A 15076-nucleotide genomic window follows, 5' to 3' on the forward strand; every position below is an offset into this window, starting at 1 on the left:
CCCGCAGCCTTAGCGGCCGGCGCCCGGCGCCGGCTGCCTCTCGCAGTCGCGCGAACTGCAAAACTGCGCGCGAGCCTGCTTCTGCGCAGCGACCGCTGCACCGGCGAACACCGGAGCGAGCTTTTCGTAGGTGTCTGCTCGGTTCCACTTCCGGCCTGCCGGGCTCTCCCGGAAGGCCAGGAGCTGGCGCAGCTCGGCTTCGGTGTATCGATCGGTGTAGGTGGCGGCCTCGAGCTCAAAGGGGTGCCGCCGCCAGGTCTCTCGGCCGCGGCGCAAGGCGACGATGGCGTCGCCCTTGACCCCCGGTCCCAGGCCCGCGTCGTCGACGGCCAGGAGATCTGTCGCATCGGCGTCGAAGGTCGGCCACATCTGGGCGTCCAGCGCGACCAGGCGCCGGGCCACGGCCATGGCGGGGGTCTCAGGCGCCGGCACGGGATCCGTCGCCGCCCGCGCCTGAATCTCGAACGTGATCGGCACTGCGACGCTGCTTCGGTGCGCGCCATAGGCCATGACGGCAGGCGCCACCCGGTACCGAGGCGCTAGTGAAAGCGCCGCCGCCCCAAAGCCGAGGCCTGCGGGCTGCTCGATGGCCACGGCGCACTCCTCCAGCAGCCCAAGAGCGCCGACCTTGCACATCAGCGTGCTCCAACCCGGGATCCTGAGCCACTTGGGAACGGGCGGAAACGCAGCCCAAATCTGCTCGTCGCTGGCCGCTTCCGCCATGTCCGGATCGATGATGTCCGGCTGCCAGGTCTCCTCGGCCCGGCGCAGGGTCTTGGAGTCCGGGTACGGGCTACACGGATGATCGAGGCAGAAGTCGTCTCGAGCCTGCTGAGACGCCAGACTACGGAGGTTCTGCGCCTCCTGCTTACGTTTCTCGTCGGCCTCGACGGTGACCAGCTCCATGACTTTTCTACCGGCGGGCGATTGGAAGAACGCGATGATCGCTTCGATCTCGTCAGCTTGGAGTTCGGCCGCGTAGTACGCTGGCAGGTTGGCCAGCATATAGCCTTCGAAGGCCGGAGCAGCATCGGCCAGAGCCTTCTTGGCCGCAGCTTGGGTCGCGTCATCGACATCAATGCCGGTGACATCCAGTTGGTCCTGCCACATGCGGATAGCCGTGGGGTTTCCCTTCCAGAGCAGCGCGGTGAGGGTCCGCGCCCGATCTACCGCGGCGGCCGACAGCGGGCCCGGCGGAGCCGAGACTTCTTCGATCCTCGGAGCATTGAAGTTTATGGGAATGCGGACAGATCCGCCAACCACCGGACGGCCGTCGATCAGCTTCGGCGTCATCCGGAATTTCGGCGCAAGCGCGACGGCGGCCGATCCGAAACCAAGCCCTTTGGGGCTCTCCTCCTCAGCCGCGCAATCCTCGAGCGCGCCGTAGGTATCGACCGCGCAGACCAGCGCTACTCGCCCCGAAATGTTGAACTCAAGGGCGATCGGCGGAAAGAGCGCGGATACATCGTCGCCGTTGGGCCGTTCCAGCCAATCCGGCTCGGTCACCACTGATGGTCGAGGTTTGGCGTACGCCGCAGCCCCGACAGCTGACGCCGCGAGCGCCACAGCGCCGATGCGGATCAAGTGCTTTAAGCTCATCGCAACCCCCGGCTGTACTCTAGCCGAATCCGGGGGCGCCTCAAGCCTTCGCCCCGGCGCGCGAAACCCGCTATGACGCGGCGGTGACCACCGCCTTCACCCGCCTGACCCTGACCGACTTCCGCTCCTACGAGCGGGCCGAGCTCGCCCTCGACGGGCGGCCGGTGTTCCTGGTCGGGCCGAACGGGGCCGGCAAGACCAACTTCCTGGAGGCGGTCAGCCTGTTCACCCCCGGCCGCGGCCTGCGCAATGCGACCGGCGCGGAGCTTGGCCGCCGCCAGCCCGGCGAGGCCCAGGGCCGCGCGTGGGCGGTGGCCGCCGTCATCGAGCAGGACGGCGAGCCCGCGCGCATCGGCACCGGCGTCGAGAGCTCCGGCGCCGCGCGCCGCACCGTGCGGCTGGAGGGCGAGCCCGTCCCGCCCGGCCGCCTCTCCGACCACCAGCGCCAGGTCTGGCTGACGCCGGCTCAGGACCGCCTGTTCCTGGAGGGCGCCGGCGATCGCCGCCGCTTCTTCGACCGGCTGGTGTTCGCCGCCGAGCCGGGCCACGCCGCCCACGCCAGCGCCTACGAGAAGTCGCAGCGCGAACGGATGCGGCTGTTGACCGACGGTCCCGCCGACGCCGCCTGGATGACCGCGCTCGAGGCCCGGATGGCCGAGGCCGGCGCTCTGATGGCGCAGGCCCGCGCCCGCACGCTCGCGGCGCTGCAGACGGAGATCGACAGCCGTGGCGACCGCCCCTTCCCGCAGGCCCGGCTGTCGCTCACCGGCGACTGGGAGCGGATGGCCGGCGAAGGCGTCGAACTGGAGGAAATCGAAGCGCGGCTGATCCGCGCCCTGGCCGCGGCGCGAGACCGCGACGCCGCCGCCGGGCGGGCCCTGACCGGCCCGCACCGCGGCGATCTGGCCGTGATCCACGCCGAAAAAGACCGTCCCGCGGCAGAATGCTCGACCGGTGAGCAGAAAGCCCTGATTCTGAACCTGGTTTTGGGCCAGGCGGCGCGTCTTTCGCGTGCAGAATCGGCCCCAAACCCTATATTGTTGCTGGATGAAGTCGCAGCGCATCTGGACCGTCGCCGACGGGCCGCGCTCTTCGACGAAATCGAGGCGCTCAAGCTGCAGGCGTTCCTGACGGGAACCGATGAGCATCTCTTCGAGGATTTGAAGGGCCGGGCCCAGGGCGTCCATGTGGACGGCTCGAACCTGGCGATTCTGGATACGGTATGACCGACGAAACCCAAGGCGAATCCAACGGCCCAGAGACCAACGGCCAGGCCGAGTACGGCGCGGAGTCCATCAAGGTCCTGAAGGGCCTGGACGCGGTGCGCAAGCGCCCCGGCATGTACATCGGCGACACCGACGACGGCTCGGGCCTGCACCACATGGTCTACGAGGTGGTCGACAACGCCATCGACGAGACCCTGGCCGGCTACGCCAGCCGCGTCGAGGTGATCCTGAACGCCGACGGCTCCTGCACGGTCACCGACGACGGTCGCGGCATCCCGACCGACATCCACGAAGGCGAAGGCGTCTCGGCGGCCGAGGTCATCATGACCCAGCTGCACGCCGGCGGTAAGTTCGACCAGAACTCCTACAAGGTCTCCGGCGGCCTGCACGGCGTCGGCGTCTCGGTGGTCAACGCCCTGTCCGATTGGCTGCGCCTGAAGATCTATCGCGGCGGCAAGGCCTACGAGATGGAGTTCCGGCGCGGCGACGCGGTCTCGCCGCTGGTGGTCACCGGCGACGCGCCCCCGCGCGAGAACGGCGAGCCGCTGTCGGGCACCGAGGTCACCTTCCTGCCCTCGACCGAAACCTTCGCGTTCATCGATTTCGACCGCAAGACGCTCGAACACCGCCTGCGCGAACTGGCGTTCCTGAACTCGGGCGTGACCATCTGGCTGAAGGACTTCCGCGAGGCCGAGCCGTTCGAGGAAGTGATGTCCTACGAGGGCGGCATCGAAGCCTTCGTGCGCCACCTCGACAAGGCCAAGACCCCGCTGGTGAAGACCCCGATCGTGGTGCGTGGCAAGAAGGACAACGTCGAGCTCGACCTGGCCCTGTGGTGGAACGACGGATACCACGAGAACGTCCTCTGCTTCACGAACAACATCCCGCAGAAGGACGGCGGCACCCACCTGGCGGCGTTCCGCTCGGCGATGACCCGCATCATCACCAGCTACGCCGAGAGCTCGGGCGCGACCAAGCGCGAGAAGGTCTCGCTGTCGGGCGAGGACGCCCGCGAAGGCCTGACCTGCGTGCTGTCGGTCAAGGTCCCGGACCCAAAGTTCTCGTCGCAGACCAAGGACAAGCTGGTCTCGTCGGAAGTGCGCCCTGCGGTGGAAAGCCTGGTGTCGGAAGGCGTCAGCACCTGGTTCGAGGAGCATCCCAACGAGGGCAAGCTGATCGTCCAGAAGATCGCCGAAGCCGCCGCCGCCCGCGAGGCGGCCCGCAAGGCCCGCGAACTGACCCGTCGCAAGTCGGCGCTCGACATCACCTCGCTGCCCGGCAAGCTCGCCGACTGCTCGGAGAAGGACCCGGCCAAATCGGAAGTCTTCCTGGTCGAGGGCGACTCCGCCGGCGGCTCGGCCAAGCAGGCCCGCAACCGCGAGAACCAGGCGATCCTGCCGCTGCGCGGCAAGATCCTGAACGTCGAGCGCGCCCGCTTCGACAAGATGCTGTCGTCCGACCAGATCGGCACGCTGATCACGGCCCTGGGCGCCGGCATCGGCCGCGACGACTTCAACATCGACAAGCTGCGCTACCACAAGATCGTCATCATGACGGACGCCGACGTCGACGGCGCCCACATCCGGACCCTGCTGCTGACCTTCTTCTACCGGCAGATGCCGGAGGTGATCGAGCGCGGCTATCTCTATATCGCCCAGCCGCCGCTCTATAAGGCGACCAAGAGCCGGCAGTCGCGCTACCTGAAGGACGACGCCGAGCTTGAGAACTACCTGATCGACGAAGGCGTCGAGGGCGCGGCGCTCGATCTTTCGACGGGCGAGCGCCTGGTCGGGGCCGACCTGCTGGCCCTGGTGCAGAGCGCCCGCGGGGCGAAGGCCAACATCGAGCGCCTGTCGGCCCGCGCGCCCGCCTTCGCCATCGAACAGGCGGCGATCGCCGGCCTGCTGGCCGAGAACGGCGGCGACCTGGCCAAGGCCGCCAAGCGGATGGACCTCTACGCCGAGGAAGGCGACGGGACCTGGATCGGCGAGAAGGCCGCCACCGGCGGCTTCGCCTTCTCGCGCACCAAGCGCGGGGTGTCCGAGCGCATCGTGCTGGACGACCTGCTGCTGCACGCCGCCGACGCGCGCCGCCTTTCGGAGCGCGCCGCCGCCATGGTCGAGACGTTCGACGGCGTCGCCACCTTCACCCGCAAGGACAAGACCGCGACCGTCCGCGGTCCGCTGGACCTGTTCAACGCGGTGATGGAGGCCGGCCGCCGGGGCCTGTCGATCCAGCGCTACAAGGGCCTGGGCGAAATGAACCCCGACCAGCTGTGGGAGACGACGCTCGACGCCGACGCCCGCACCCTGCTGCAGGTCAAGGTGACCCACGCCGACGACGCCGACGACATGTTCACCCGCCTGATGGGCGATCTGGTCGAGCCGCGCCGCGAGTTCATCCAGGAAAACGCCCTGGACGCCGAAGTCGACGTCTAACGACTTCGCCGGGTGCGACGTCGGGCGGCGGGGCTACTCCGCCGCCACCGGCTTGGGCCGGGGGAACACGAAGGCCAGCGTCATCAGCGCCGCCAGCGACATGCCGAGCGCCGCCGCCGGGATCGCCGGCACGCCGTAGGTCGCCAGCGCCAAGCCGCCCATGGTCGAGCCCAGCGCCTGCCCGACCGAGATCACCGAGCCGTTCAGGGCCAGCGCCACCGGCGCGCCCTCGGTCATCGAGATCAGCCGCGCCTGGATCACCGGGGTGATCGAGAACAGCGCCGTGGCGGCCACGAAGATGCCCAGGGCGACCAGCGCGGCGCTGGGCCAGCCGGCCGGCGCGACCTGGTGGGTGGCGGCGAAGTGGATGCTCATCGCCGTCGCCTGGATCGCAAAGCCGATGAGGATCCAGCTGCGGCCGAGATCGCGATTGGCGGCGCGCGCGCCCAGCCAGAGGCCGACAATGGAGCCGAACCCGATCATCGACTGGAAGGCCGCGACCCCGGCGCCGGTGACGCCCGCCCCCACCCGCACGATCGGGGCGATGTAGAGGTTCAGGGTCATGTTGGCCGCGAAGGCCAGGAAGGTGGTCAGGTAGAGCGGCCAGATCGCCGGCAGGTCGAGGCTGCCGCCGGCCCGCTTGGGCGGCGCCGGCACCTTGGGCAGGAACAGCAGCACGCCGGCCAGGGCGATGGCCGACAGGGTCGCCGCGGTCAGGAAGGTCGCCCGCCAGCCGAACATGTCGCCGACCACGCTGCCGATCGGGATGCCGACCACGAAGGCCAGCGTCATGCCGCCCGAGACCATGGCCAGCGCCGAACCGCGTCGGTCGGGCGGGGCCAGCGAGGCGGCCGCGACGCTGGCGGCCGGACCCGACATCGCCCCCGCCAGGCCGGCCAGCGCGCGCAGCACCATCAGCGTCTCGAAGTTCGGCGTCAGGGCGCAGGCGATGTGCAGCAGCAGGCCGAAGGTCAGGCCGACGATCACCATGATCTTGCGGTCGACCCGCGCGAACAGCCAGGCCGCGACCGGCCCGAGCACCGCCGAGGTCAGCACGAACACGGTCTGCAGCTGCCCGGCCACCGCGGTGGTGACGCCGAGATCGGCGGCCAGGGTCTCCAGCAAGCCGGCGAAGATGAAGGCGCCTGACCCGAACGCGAACGTCACCATGGTCAGAACGAAAATACGCGGGTTCATGCAGCCGAGCTTAGCCGCGCGAGCATACCGCCCGCCAGACATTTGCGAGCGTCGTTCGTCGAACCCGTCGCATTAGCGTCCGGCGGCGAGCTTGTCCTGATGCGCGCCGAGCGCATCGAGCGCAGCCGTGCCGGCCTTTGACGCGCTCGCTCCGTCGGCGCCGATCGACAGTCGCAGGTCGGAGCCGCGCGCGTAGGCCGGCCAGGCCGGGCGTCCGCCGCCGTTGGGATCGCCGCTGCGGGCGAAGGCGGTCCAGTAGTCGCCGACCAGCCGCGCGGCGGCCTCGTCGGCCGGGGTCGCGTCGATGTCGCCCGCCGCCGCCAGGTCGCCGAACACGAAGGCCAGCTCGGTCGCATGGCCGGCGCCCTTCTGCGACTTGCGCTTGGACTCGGGCACGTAGCCGAAGCTGTAGAGCCAGGTCGGCGCGCCGCTCGCGGCCTGCAGGCCGGCCAGATGGCGCGCCGGCTCGACGAAGGTGACGTCGCTGGTCAGCTGAGCGTCGAGCGCCGACTTCGAACCGTAGGCCGCTTGGATCTCGTCGCCGGCGCCCAGCTCCTTCAGGGTCTTGGCGGCCATCGGCCCGCGCAGGAAGCCCGGCAGGAAGCCTAGCTCGTCGCTGTTGGCGCCGACCAGATAGGGGACCTTGGCCTGACGGCCGGCAGCAAAGCCCGCGGCGACGTCGCTGGTCACCAGCACGCCGTCGATCATCGGCCCGGAATAGGTGTCGGCCTCCTGGTTCAGCAGGTCGAGCTTGCCGCGCAGCTTGTCGGCGCTCAGTGCGCGCAGCGCCGCGAGGTCCTCGCCCTTGACCCCGGCCTTTGTCGCGAAGGCCGTACCGACCGCCTCGGCCGCCGGCTTGCCGGCCCGCTCGGCCGACAGCATCGGCAGCACGTCGCGGCCGCCGCCCGACTGGGCGATCGCCTTGTGGAACAGGCCGCGGGCCGGCTGCGCCAGCATCAGCTGGTTGACCGAACCGCCGCCGGCCGACTCGCCGAAGATGGTCACGTTGCCCGGGTCGCCGCCGAACGCGGCGATGTTGCGCTTCACCCATTCGAGCGCCGCCACCTGGTCCATGAACGCGAAGTTGCCGGTCGCCGCGCCGGCCGCCTCGCGCGTCAGGGCCGGATGGGCGAAGAAGCCGAACCGGCCGAGCCGGTAGTTGAAGGTCACCACCACCACGTCGCGGGCCGCCAGCTTGGCGCCGTCGAAGATCGGCTGGCTGCCCGAACCCATGACGAAGCCGCCGCCGTGGATCCAGACCATCACCGGCGCCTGCTTGGCGGCGGCCGGGGCCCAGACGTTCAGGGTCAGGCAGTCCTCGCTGGTCGGCTGCGCGGACTGTGTCTTGTCCCAGGCCACCCGGTTCTGGATGCAGTCCGATCCGTATTGATCAGCTTCGCGCACGCCGCTCCAGGGCGCCGGGGCGGCGGGCGCCTTCCAGCGCAGGTCGCCGACCGGGGGGGCCGCGAACGGGACGCCCTTGAACGCCTTCACGCCGTCGGCCTGGCGTCCGCGCAGGGTTCCGCTGTCGATCTGCGCCTCGACCGGCGCGCCGCCCGACGGGGGCGACTGGCTCATCGCCGGCTGGGCGCAGGCGCCGAGCAGCAGGGCCGCCGCGAGGGTCGCCGCCAGGCGATTGCAAGACGTCATCGATTTCCTCCCACGCCCACCACCCGGCGCTGATCACGGCGATGCTATAGCACCGCGCGATGAAATCGAGATCATTTATGATCATAGATGATCGAAAATGCTTCAGGCGGCCTTGGCTTGCGCCGCGCGCTTCGGACGCTTGCGCTTCTGGGTCTTCGGCCCGGCCCAGAAGGTCCACACGGCCAGCGAACCGAGCAGCGCCAGGGTCAGGCCCGAGACCGTCATCACCAGCCGATAGGCCAGGCCGCCGACCTTGGCCGCATGGATCGGGTACTCGGCGTTGGCGATCCGCACGCCCAGCGGCTGGGTCTGGGCGTCGCGGCTCTGGACCAACCGCCCGTCGGCGGGATCGAACCAGAACATGGTGCGACCGTTGGGCAGCCATTCGGCCTGCTGGCGCACCCGCAGCGAAATCAGCCCGCCGGGCTTGGTCGGCAGGGTGAGGATCCTCAACTCCGCGTCGGGATATTTCGCCCGCGCCGTCGCCAACAGGGCGCCGTAGTCGATGTCGGCCGCCTTCGGGCCGCCCTCGATCTTGGGCGGCTTCTGGGCCGCCGCCATCACCGCGGGGCTGGAGAACGGCGCCAGCAGCACGTCCTCGACCGCCGGCAGGGTCATCATCACCCCGGTCAGCATCGAGACGAACAGCAGCGGCGCGGTGACGACGCCCAGGTCGCGGTGCTGGCGCACCACGCCGTTGCGGCTCAGGTTCGAGGGCCATAGCCGGAACACGAAGAGCCGCCGCGCCGGCCACCACAGGATCACCCCGGTGATCACGAAGCCCAGGCCGACCAGCGCCATGATCCCCGCCGCCAGCTTGCCGACGTCGGCGGCCAGCAGATGATGGTGCAGGTCGAACAGCCAGATTTCCGGCCGCTGCCACTTCGAGGTCCAGGTCGCGACGATCTCGCCGCTCTGGTCGGCATAGGCGCCGCGCGTCCGGTCGACATAGCTCAGCTGGTGCAGCCCAAACCGCTCGCTGGCCAGCACGATGGAGCGCGGCGCGTCCGGCCCCGAGAAGAGTTTCTCCACGGTCGCGGCGAGCGCCGCCGCGTCCTGGTTCTGCGCGTCGGCGGCGTGCGGCAGCGTCGCGCGCAGATAGGCGTCCTTGTGGACCAGCAGCGCGCCCGAGAGGCCGAGCACCGCCAGGAAGAGGCCGATCAGGCCTCCAGCCCACCGGTGCAGCAGCCTCAGGGTCGGCATCAGAACTTGCGCTCCAGACCCAGGGTGAAGACCCGCCCGCGGCCGGCGAAGTTGCGCAGGTTGTCGGTCGGGTTGCTCGTGTCCGAAGCGTAGCTCAGATAGTACTCGTCCATCAGGTTCTGCACGCTGAAGATCACGTCGCCGAAGCCCGCCTCATAGCGGACCGAAGCGTCGACCAGCGTGTAGCCGCCGAAGCTGTTGCGCGGATCGGCGCCGTCGAAGCTGCGCTCCAGATACGACTGGCTCTGCAGCCGCGCCGCCAGCGGCCCCTGCTGGTAGATCAGCGCGAAGTTGAAGCGGTCGGGCGAGATGTTGGCGCCGTCCAGGTCGATGTCGACGCGGCCGTCGCCGTTGCTGTCGGCGCGGCCCTTCAGCTTGGCGTAGCCGGCGTTGACGCTGACGCCGGGCACCGGGGTCCTGGCGGTGAGGTTCAGCTCCAGGCCCTCGATCTCCACGCGCTGGCGCTGCACGTCGTAGACGCCGGTGGCGGGGTTGAGCACCAGCAGCTGACCCACCTTGGACTTGGACCAGAAGTAGGCGGCGCTGGCCTCGAACGCACCCTGCTTCCACTCGGCGCCGATCTCCTGGTTGTCGGAAACCACCGGGCTGATGTCGAGGAAGGTGTCGACGTCCACGCCGTCGCGGTTGACCGCCCGCAGGATGCGGCCGACGTCGGGCACGGTGTAGCCCTCGGCGTAGCTGGCGTAGAGGCGCAGGCCCGCGATCGGGTTCACGACGATCCCGCCGTTGACCAAGGTGGCGTCGAAGCTCGGCTCGCCGCCGCCGACCGCGCGCGAACCGTAGGTCGCCAAGGTGGTGTAGTCGCCGACCTTCAGGGTCACCGACTCATAGCGGGCGCCCCCGGCCAGGTGCACCTTGTCGCCGAACAGGGCGAGGTTGGCCTGCACGAACGGCGCGACGCTGCGGAACTCCGTCGGCGGCACCCAGACGCGGTTGGTGACGATCAGCGACTGCGCGGTCTCGTCGCGCATGGTGTCGAGGCCGAGCGTCGCGTTCAGGCCCGGCACGAACGGCACTTCACGCTCGTAGCTGGCGCGGGCGCCGAGCTTTTCGGATTCGTTGGAGGATTGCTCGAACAGCGTCCCGAGCGGGGCGATGCGCACGTCCTGGAACGTGGCGCTGCGGTCGCCGCCGAAGGTGTCGCGCGAGCGGTTGTAGAACAGTTGGGCGTTCAGGTCGCCGCCCCACAGGTCGTCGTCGGTCAGGGCCAGCGACACGGTCTCGACCTTGTTGGCGGCGGTGCGGCCTTCCGCCGTGCCGCGCATCGATGTGGCGGCGCGGTTCTTCGTGCGGTCGCCGGCGACGATCACATAGTCGCCGTCGCCCTTCAGCTCGAAGCGGTTGGCGATCAGGTCCAGGCGCATGCTGTCGTCGATCTGCCAGCCGAAGCGACCGAAGATCGAGGTGCTGATCGAGTCCTGGATTTCGCCCTGGGTGTTGTCGACGGCGACGCGGTCGCCGCGGCCGTCATAGAAGGCGCCGCGCGCCTCGTAGGCGAGGCCCAGCGTGGCGTCGAAAGCGCCGCTGCGCCAGGCGCCCAGCCCTGCCGTCTTCCAGCCGAGGCCGTCGCCGTGCGCCTGCGCATCGGTGCTGGCCTGCACCAGCACGCGGCCCGACAGCCCGTCTTCCTTCGGCGGTCCCACCGTCACCTGGTTGACCACCCCGCCGGTGGCGCCGATGCCCTGCAGGGCGTTCGATCCATAGATCAGCTCGACGTGGTCGATGAAGAAGGCGTCGATTGTGAAGCCGTCGCGCGACCCGTCGCGGATCGGGGTCGACTGCGGAATGCCATTGATCGCGAACAGCGGCGAGCGGCCGCGCAGGGTCTCGCCGCTGCCCGACAGTTTCTGACGCGTCGGCGAGAACGACGGCGACAGCGACGACACCGCATCGACGATCGAGCCGCTGATCGCGACCTGCTGCGCCAGCGTCGTGGAGTCGACCACGTCGACGGTCATCGGCAGAGCGCTGGCCGGCAAGGTCGTGCGGGCTGCGGTGATCACCAGTTCGGACACGTCAGTGGTCCCGCCCCGGGCGTCCTGCGCCTGGGCCGCGCCCGCAACGCTCAAGGCCAACAGGCTCGCGCTCGCCGCCAACACGCTTCCACGCGCGATCCGCGCCCCGCCGATAATCGTCATGCAGTCCCCGACACGCTCAACAACCTAAGGCGCGCTCTATAGCGGCGACTGCGACTTACTCTCAACAGACTTATGCGCGCATCCCTCGGACGGCGGGGGCGCCGGTCAGCCGGAGAACCAGCCGCCGAGCACGCAGCTGACCTGGCCGTCGCGGACCGTGACCGTGGCGCGCTGGCCGACTCCGGGCTTGTAGAGGCGCGTGCGCCCGTCGCTCGTCACCGCCAGCGCCGCGGGGGCGGTGAACTGACAGACGCGGTAGACCTCGCCGCCGACCATCCCGCGCTTTGCCGGCGCCACGCAGCTGACATGGCCGTAGCGCCGTTCGAAGCGGATCCCGCCGTAGTCGAAACCCTTCGGTCCCTTGGCCCCGAAAAACGTCGGCGAGGGATCGGCCGCCGGGCAAGCCGGACCGGCGATGTTCCAGGCCCGGCGCATGGCCGCCTGCTCGGACCAGGTCTCGTAGATCGAGAGCGCCGGGACGGCGAGGATGACCAGCATCAGGCCGGCCAGGTTGACGACCTGCCCCGGCCACGACTCCAGCACGCCCTGTCGGTCCGACCACGCCATGGCGGCAGTTGACCTCGCAGATCACCGTTCGGCAACCCTGAAGTGCGGGCACTCCGTAGCGCAACCGTCAGCGGAAGGGTCCGGCGCGAGCTTGCCGCAGGGCGCGCGGCGAGGCGCCCCACCAGTGCGCGACCGCGCGGGAAAAGGCGCTGGTCTGCGAGTAGCCGAGCAGCCGGCCGATCTGGGCGATGCTGGCCTGGGATTCGGCCAGCAGGATCAGCGCCTCCTCCATCCGGTAGCCTTCGAGCAGTGACTTGAAGCTGGCCCCGGCTTCGGCCAGCCGCCGCTGCAGCGTTCGCGGCGAGCAGCCGACCTCGGCGGCGACGCTGGCGACATCGGCCGCGCCCGGCCCCAGCTTGCCGATCGCCGCGCGCACGTTCTGGCACAGGCCGTCCATCCGCCGCCGGCCGGCCAGCAGGGATTCGGCGTAGGCCAGGTTGAGGTCGCGCAATGCCGGGTCGGCGCCGGGGATCGGCGCGGCCAGGGCCTCGGCGTCGAAGTCGATAGTCGCCTGCGCCGCGCCCATCCGCACCGGACAGCCGAGCAGGGCCGCGAAGGGGGCCGGATCGGCCTCGGCCCGCCCGACCAGCTGCACCAGCACCGGATGCGGCCGTCGCCCGCCCGCCGCGGCCACCACCGAGTCGATCTGCAAAGGGTCGATGCCCACCGCCGCCTTGCTGGGCTCGTAGGTCAGCCGCAATCCGCCGTCCCGCGCGGTCGGGACGAACCGGCCGCTGTCGCTGAGCAGCGCCTGGTAGCGCACCATGTGGCGCAGCGACTCCTCGAACGTCTGGCTGTGGGCGCGCACCACGCTGACCACGTTGGCGGCCTGAACCGGCAGCCGCGCTCCGACCTTCAGCCCCAGCAGCGGATCGTCGCTGAGCGCCCGCGCCCGCCGCCAGATGCGCCGCGCCAGGCTGACCTCGATCTGGGCGGCGTCGGGCACGCGTCCCTCGACGACGCCGCGCAGTCCATGGGTCAGGGCGGCCCGCTCCAGTCCCTCGCGGACCAGGCCGTCGAGCACCGCATTGATCCAGACCGAAGCGATGGTCAGCGCCGACATGTCGTCCTTACCCGCCAGTCCGGGCGGCCTTGCCTGGCGCGTAACATCAACTTTTCGGCGGGGGCTGTCACCTCGCCCGGATCGGTTTGCGATTGCCTTCCGCCAGGGGAACCCAAATTGGATAAAGCGGTATGTTTCGGGAGGTATCGATGGCGGATTCAGCGGAAATCGCGGACGCGGCGACCACGGGACTGGGCTTCGACCCGGTGAAGCTGCGCGAGAAGTACCGCGCCGAGCGCGACAAGCGCCTGCGGGTCGACGGCAACGAGCAGTACGTCGAGGTCACGGGCGACTTCGCCCGCTATCTCGACGACCCCTATGTCGAACCGGGCTTCACCCGCGCGCCGCTGACCGACGAGGTCGAGGTGGTGGTGATCGGCGGCGGCTTCGGCGGCCTGCTGGCCGCCGCCCGGCTGCGCGAAGCCGGCGTCAAGGATCTGCGCGTCATCGAGAAGGGCGGCGACTTCGGCGGCACCTGGTACTGGAACCGCTATCCGGGCGCGGCCTGCGACGTCGAAAGCTACGTCTACCTGCCGCTGCTGGAGGAGACCGGCTACATGCCGGTCGAGAAGTACACCCGCGCGCCGGAGATCCTGGCCCACAGCCGGTCGATCGCCCAGAAGTACGAGCTCTATGCCAACGCCTGCCTGCAGACCGAAGTCACCGGCATGACCTGGGACGAGGCGGCCGGCCGCTGGACCATCACCACCAATCGCGGCGACGCCATGCAGGCCCGGTTCGTGGTCATGGCCAACGGTCCGCTGCACCGGCCCAAGCTGCCCGGCATCCCGGGCGTCGACAGCTTCAAGGGCCACACCTTCCACACCAGCCGCTGGGACTACGACTACACCGGCGGCGACTCCAACGGCGGCCTCTCGGGTCTCGCCGGCAAGCGCGTCGGCATCATCGGCACCGGGGCGACCGCCGTGCAGTGCGTGCCGCACCTGGGCGCCGGCGCCGGCGAACTCTTCGTCTTCCAGCGCACGCCCTCGTCGATCGACGTGCGCAACAACCGCCCGACCGATCCCGACTGGGCCGCGAGCCTGACGCCGGGCTGGCAGCAGGCGCGGATGGACAACTTCAACATCCTGGTCAGCGGCGGTTTTGCGGAAGAGGACCTGGTCAACGACGGCTGGACCGACATCATCCGCAACCTCGGCATGATCGCGCGCAACAAGAATGCCGCGGCCGGGGTGCAGGACCCGGGCGAGCTGGTGCAACTGGCCGACTTCCAGAAGATGGAGCAGATCCGCGGCCGGGTGGACTCGGTGATCAGCGATCCCGCCACCGCCGAGGCGCTGAAGCCCTACTACAACCAGTTCTGCAAGCGCCCCTGCTTCCACGACGAATACCTGGCGACCTTCAACCGGCCGAACGTCACCCTGGTCGACACGCAAGGCCACGGCGTCCAGCAGATCACCGAGAAGGGCGTGGTGGTGGACGGCGTCGAGTACGAACTCGACTGCCTGATCTTCGCCACCGGCTTCGAGGTCGGCACGTCCTACGCCCGGCGCGCCGGCTACGAGGTGGTCGGCGCCGGCGGCGTCACCCTGACCGGCAAGTGGGACGGCGGGGTCTCGACCCTGCACGGGATGCACAGCCGCGACTTCCCCAACTGCTTCATCATGAGCAACAGCCAGTCGGGCTTCACCGTGAACTACCCGCACATGCTCAACGAGCAGGCCAAGCACATCGGCTACATCCTGGCGACCTGCGCCGAGCGCGGCATCGCGCGGGTGGAGGCCACGCAGGCGGCTGAGGACGCCTGGGTGCAGACGATCGTCGACTCGGCCCTGCAGCGCGCCAAGTTCGCCGAGGAGTGCACCCCCGGCTACTACAACAACGAGGGCCAACCCTCGGCGCTGGCCGCCCGCAACGGCTCCTACGGCAAGGGCCCGATCGCCTTCGTGAAGCTGCTCGAAGATTGGCGCGCGGCCGGGGCCCTCGACGGTCTGGAGACCCGCGCCCTCTAGC

The 15076-nt window shown here is 69.8% G+C and carries 10 protein-coding genes; 3 read left to right on the forward strand and 7 right to left on the reverse strand.

Annotated features, from left to right (window positions below; genetic code table 11):
- Positions 1–9: 9 nt before the first annotated feature.
- Positions 10–1584, reverse strand: coding sequence for a DUF2059 domain-containing protein (locus tag AC1Q87_RS10180; protein WP_492608833.1), 1575 nt, complete (start codon positions 1582–1584; stop codon positions 10–12).
- A gap of 98 nt (positions 1585–1682) precedes the next feature.
- Between AC1Q87_RS10180 and recF the strand changes: the two genes are divergently transcribed.
- Both recF and gyrB read left to right on the forward strand, forming a co-directional pair.
- Positions 1683–2825 carry a DNA replication/repair protein RecF gene (gene recF, locus AC1Q87_RS10185; RefSeq protein WP_492608834.1) on the forward strand — a complete coding sequence of 381 codons (1143 nt, stop codon included), beginning with the start codon at positions 1683–1685 and terminating at the stop codon, positions 2823–2825.
- Entirely contained in the window at positions 2822–5263 is a 2442-nt protein-coding gene (gene gyrB, locus AC1Q87_RS10190) for a DNA topoisomerase (ATP-hydrolyzing) subunit B (RefSeq protein ID WP_492608835.1), read from the forward strand. The genes recF and gyrB overlap by 4 nt, the downstream gene beginning before the upstream one ends.
- A 33-nt stretch (positions 5264–5296) precedes the next feature.
- Here the strand turns inward: gyrB and AC1Q87_RS10195 are convergent, their stop codons facing one another.
- The 6 genes from AC1Q87_RS10195 to AC1Q87_RS10220 all read right to left on the reverse strand — a co-directional run bounded on the left by AC1Q87_RS10195 (position 5297) and on the right by AC1Q87_RS10220 (position 13102).
- Positions 5297–6460, reverse strand: coding sequence for an MFS transporter (locus tag AC1Q87_RS10195; RefSeq protein WP_492608836.1), 1164 nt, complete (start codon positions 6458–6460; stop codon positions 5297–5299).
- A gap of 72 nt (positions 6461–6532) precedes the next feature.
- Positions 6533–8110, reverse strand: coding sequence for a carboxylesterase/lipase family protein (locus tag AC1Q87_RS10200; RefSeq protein WP_492608837.1), 1578 nt, complete (start codon positions 8108–8110; stop codon positions 6533–6535).
- 102 nt (positions 8111–8212) lie between these two features.
- Positions 8213–9313, reverse strand: coding sequence for a PepSY-associated TM helix domain-containing protein (locus tag AC1Q87_RS10205; protein ID WP_492608838.1), 1101 nt, complete (start codon positions 9311–9313; stop codon positions 8213–8215).
- The gene (locus tag AC1Q87_RS10210; RefSeq protein ID WP_492608839.1) at positions 9313–11472 is read right to left on the reverse strand and encodes a TonB-dependent receptor; all 2160 of its coding nucleotides are present in this window, start codon (positions 11470–11472) and stop codon (positions 9313–9315) included. The genes AC1Q87_RS10205 and AC1Q87_RS10210 overlap by 1 nt, the downstream gene beginning before the upstream one ends.
- Positions 11473–11577: 105 nt before the next feature.
- Positions 11578–12039, reverse strand: a complete 462-nt coding sequence (locus AC1Q87_RS10215) for a hypothetical protein (protein WP_492608840.1) — start codon at positions 12037–12039, stop codon at positions 11578–11580.
- A 67-nt stretch (positions 12040–12106) separates the two neighbouring features.
- On the reverse strand, positions 12107–13102 hold the full coding sequence (locus AC1Q87_RS10220) for a helix-turn-helix transcriptional regulator (RefSeq protein ID WP_492608841.1): 996 nt from the start codon (positions 13100–13102) through the stop codon (positions 12107–12109).
- A 149-nt stretch (positions 13103–13251) separates the two neighbouring features.
- On the opposite strand from AC1Q87_RS10220, the gene AC1Q87_RS10225 reads away from it, so the two are divergent.
- Positions 13252–15075 (forward strand): flavin-containing monooxygenase, encoded by a 1824-nt coding sequence (locus AC1Q87_RS10225; protein WP_492608842.1) that lies wholly within the window; start codon positions 13252–13254, stop codon positions 15073–15075.
- Position 15076 lies beyond the last annotated feature (1 nt).

Source organism: Phenylobacterium sp. GW823-FHT02A09 (assembly GCF_058797775.1).